Below are 3,448 nucleotides of genomic sequence, written 5' to 3'. Positions count from 1 at the left end.
CGCGTAGGCTGGAAGCTCGCCCGGCGGCATACGCCAAGAGGCTTGTGCCACCGGCAGATCGGAGGTCGACTCCATGACCAGGCACGACCCGGCCCTCCCCTGATCCCGCGTCGGTGCCGACGAGCTCCAACCCGGTGACCCGACCCCCGGGATGAGCCGACAGGTCGCGCTGCACACCGAGACGATGTGGTCCGGCACGGTCGACACCGACGCCGGGGCGGTGTCCGGCTGGCACCACCACGGTGAGCACGACACGACGCTCTACATCGTGGCGGGCCGGATGCGGCTCGAGTCCGGGCCGGGTGGCCGCAGCGTCGTCGAGGCCGGACCCGGCGACTTCCTGCGGGTGCCCGCCGGGGCCATCCACCGAGAGTCCAACCCGGGCGACGAGGCGTCGCGGGCCGTCATCGTGCGCTGCGGCTCGGGCCCGCCGACGATCAACGTCGAGGGCCCGGCCACCTCGGCCTGATCCCGCGCAACATCGGACGAGGCCTCAGGCGTGACGCTCGTCATCGCGACGCGGACGTCGACCGGAACCGGCTATCGGGGAACGAGGGTGATCGGGCAACGGAGCCCGCTGACGCGACTCAACCGCGCGTCGGCGGTGACGAGCCCGCAGTTCAGCGCCTCTGCCAGCGCGATGTACCCCGCGTCGTAGGCGGAAGTGTTCTGGCGCAGCTCCCACACCCGGTCGAGCAGCGTGTGGACTGCGTAGCGGGTCACCGCAAGGTGCCGCCAGACGTTCAAGGCGGCCAGCCCCTGATGCTCGTCGAGCTGGCCTGAGGCGACGCGGCGTCGCAGCCCGCTTGCGATCTCGGAGTCGACCAGGTGCGGCGCGTGGAGCTGCTCGAAGCTCAGGGCCTGCCGTGCCGGCCCGTTGTTGAAGAGTGCGGCCAGAGCTGCCGAGGCGTGGAGGACGATCACTGGGCCGCGCGTCCCTGATCCAGGTCGTCGACGATGGTGGTCGTGTCGATGTCCAGGTCGGGCAGGGCGCCCAGCAGTGCGGGGTTGTCCGCACGCCTCGAGACCTCGGAGAGCTCACGCACTGCGACGGCCCCGACAGAGGTTGCGTCGCGTTGCGCGAGCAGCTCCAGCCGTCGCACGACCTCGTCCGGGACATTTCGCAGGTACAGCGTCCTCATGTCGCACGATGCTAGCACCCTGTTGGCATGTCTGCTCGTAATTCATGTGATTCGACACCGGCGGATCAACCTCCGGGCGGCGTCATCAACCAAGCCTGATGTATGTTGTGATGTATGCAGCGCACGAACCTGTATCTTGACGAACGGCAGACGACCGCCTTGGACCAGCTCGCTCGGGCCGAGGGTGTCTCGCGGGCCGAGGTCGTGCGCCGCCTGATCGACCGGAGCCTCGCCACCGAGCCCAGCGAGCTCGACACCGACCTCGCCGCCATCGAGTCCTCGTTCGGTGCGCTTGTCGATGCACCTACCGTGCGGCGCGGGCCGGACCGGCGCGCGGCACACCTGGACAGCATTCGTCGCCGGTGATCCTCCTCGACAGCGATGTACTCATCGCGCATCTGCGTGGGGTCAGGACTCCTGACATAGGGCGTGGTGGACTGCGGCCGATAGCCGTGTGACCTGCATCTTCGCCGTGTCGCTCCCGTCTGCTGCACCCGATAGCCGCTAGAATTAATGCGAGATATATCGGCAATCGGTGAGGGTGGAACGATGAGCGTCATGACGGCCCAACGGCCCCTGCCAATCGCCATCGAACCGGCCGCGACACCCCTGGGCGACGCGGCCGCGCTGATCGAGGACGCGGACGGCGGCCGGGTCTTCCTGCACGGGAACCTGGTCTACGCCTGGGCGCCCGGCGAGGACGCGCTGCGCCGCTGGTCCGCGGTCCAGCTGGCCCGGCTGGGGGCCGCCCCGGTCGCGCAGATCGCGGCCGGGTTCGGGGTCGGCCCGGGCACCGTGTGGCGGTGGGGCCAGAACCTGACCAGCGACGGGGTGACCGCGCTGGCCTCGGACAAACGCGGCCCGAAGGGCCCGCACCGGCTCACCGCACCGGTCATCGCCCGGATCCAGGCATTGCGCGCCGACGGCAAGAGCCACCGGGCGATCGCGGAGCAGGTCGGGGTCTCCGAGACCAGCGTCCGCCGCGCCCTGGCCACCGCGACGCCGGACGACGTCACCCCGGACGCCCCGGCCCCGGACACCGTCACGCCGGACGATGTCGCCCCGGGCACCTCGAGCCCGGACGATGTCGCCCCGGGCACCTCGGGCCCGGACGGCGTCACCCCGGACGACGTCGGCCCGGACGCCGTGGTTGCGGAGCACGGCCTCGATGACGAGCCCGAGGATGTCCGGCCGGCGCCGCCGTTGCCGGTGTTGCCGCCTGCGGTGGACCGCTCGGGTGAGCGGGCGTTGGCCCGGTTCGGGCTGCTGGGCCAGGCCGGACCGGTGTTCGCGCCCGCGGCCCGGGTCCCGCTGGCCGGGCTCATGCTCGCGCTGCCGGGCCTGGCCGCGACCGGGCTGCTCTCGTGCGCCCGGAACGTGTTCGGGGCGTTGCCGAACGGGTTCTACGGCCTGGACACCGTGCTGGTCGAGGCGGTGCTGCGCACCCTGGCCGGGGAGCCCCGCGCCGAGGGCGCCACCCGCCTGGACCCGGTCGCGTTCGGTCGGATCCTCGGGCTGGACCGGGCCCCGGAGGTCAAGACCATCCGCCGCAAGCTGGCCCTGCTGGCCGGCACCGGCAAGACCGACCGGTTGCTCGCGGCGATGGCCGCGACCCACCTGGCCCGCACCACCACCACCACCACCACCGGCAGCACCGGCACGGGCGCCGACGCCGATGCCGGCACGGACGCGCCGGGCCCGGACGACCCGGACAATCCTGACGGGCCGGCCGAGGTGGGGATGGTGCTGTACGTGGACGGGCACACCCGCGCCTACCAGGGCGGCCGGAAGATCGCCAAGGCCCACCTGTCCCGGATGAAGTTCCCCGCCCCGGCCACCCTGGAGACCTGGGTCAACGACGCGCACGGCGACCCGGTCCTGGTCGTGATGGCGCAGCCCGGCGCCTCCCTCGCCGGCGAGCTGCGCCGGCTGGTCCCGGCGTTGCGGGCCGCGGTCGGCGACGACCGGCGGGTGCTGGTCGGGTTCGACCGCGGCGGCTGGTCCCCGGCCCTGTTCAAGCATCTGCACGGCCACGGGTTCGACGTGCTGACCTGGCGCAAGGGCGCCACCAAGGACATTCCCTCCGGCCGGTTCACGAACCTGGCCTTCACCGACGAGACCGGCCGCAAACACGAGTGGCGGGCCGCGGACACCACCGTCCAGCTTGCCCTGGCCAAGCCCAAGCCCGCCAAGCCCGCCAGCCCGGCCTCGACCGGCAGCGACGACCACACCGCCGAGGCCATCACCGAGAATGAGGCCCAGGACACGGCCGGCGCCGAGGCCATCACCGAGGATGAGGCCCAGGA

At 72.1% G+C, this 3,448-nt stretch carries 5 protein-coding genes; 3 read left to right on the top strand and 2 right to left on the bottom strand.

Annotation, left to right across the window (positions count from 1 at the left end; genetic code table 11):
* Positions 1-151 precede the first annotated feature (151 nt).
* Entirely contained in the window at positions 152-469 is a 318-nt protein-coding gene (locus L0H79_RS21470) for a cupin domain-containing protein (protein ID WP_301486761.1), read from the top strand.
* Positions 470-540: 71 nt separating this feature from the next.
* Here L0H79_RS21470 and L0H79_RS21465 read toward each other — a convergent pair whose 3' ends face one another.
* Both L0H79_RS21465 and L0H79_RS21460 read right to left on the bottom strand, forming a co-directional pair.
* A complete protein-coding gene (locus L0H79_RS21465; RefSeq protein ID WP_301486759.1) occupies positions 541-924 on the bottom strand; it encodes a type II toxin-antitoxin system VapC family toxin in 384 nt (127 codons plus the stop codon).
* Entirely contained in the window at positions 921-1,142 is a 222-nt protein-coding gene (locus L0H79_RS21460) for a hypothetical protein (protein WP_301486757.1), read from the bottom strand. Before L0H79_RS21460 ends, L0H79_RS21465 begins: the two co-directional genes overlap by 4 nt.
* A gap of 114 nt (positions 1,143-1,256) precedes the next feature.
* Between L0H79_RS21460 and L0H79_RS21455 the strand changes: the two genes are divergently transcribed.
* Positions 1,257-1,508, top strand: coding sequence for a CopG family transcriptional regulator (locus L0H79_RS21455; protein ID WP_301486756.1), 252 nt, complete (start codon positions 1,257-1,259; stop codon positions 1,506-1,508).
* Positions 1,509-1,691: 183 nt separating this feature from the next.
* Positions 1,692-3,448 (top strand): putative transposase (locus L0H79_RS21450; protein WP_367652512.1); only part of this gene is annotated, 1,757 nt, incomplete at its 3' end.

This window comes from Intrasporangium sp., from assembly GCF_030452765.1.
GTDB lineage: Bacteria > Actinomycetota > Actinomycetes > Actinomycetales > Dermatophilaceae > Intrasporangium_A.
Note: the sequence above shows the minus strand (reverse complement) of the source record. Positions and strands in the feature narration are given on the sequence as shown.

Excerpts from the sequence above, each read along its gene's own strand:
- L0H79_RS21455 (WP_301486756.1), top strand. The coding sequence starts at position 1,257 with ATGCAGCGCACGAACCTGTATCTTGACGAACGGCAGACGACCGCCTTG.
- L0H79_RS21470 (WP_301486761.1), top strand. The coding sequence starts at position 152 with ATGAGCCGACAGGTCGCGCTGCACACCGAGACGATGTGGTCCGGCACG.
- L0H79_RS21460 (WP_301486757.1), bottom strand. The coding sequence starts at position 1,142 with ATGAGGACGCTGTACCTGCGAAATGTCCCGGACGAGGTCGTGCGACGG.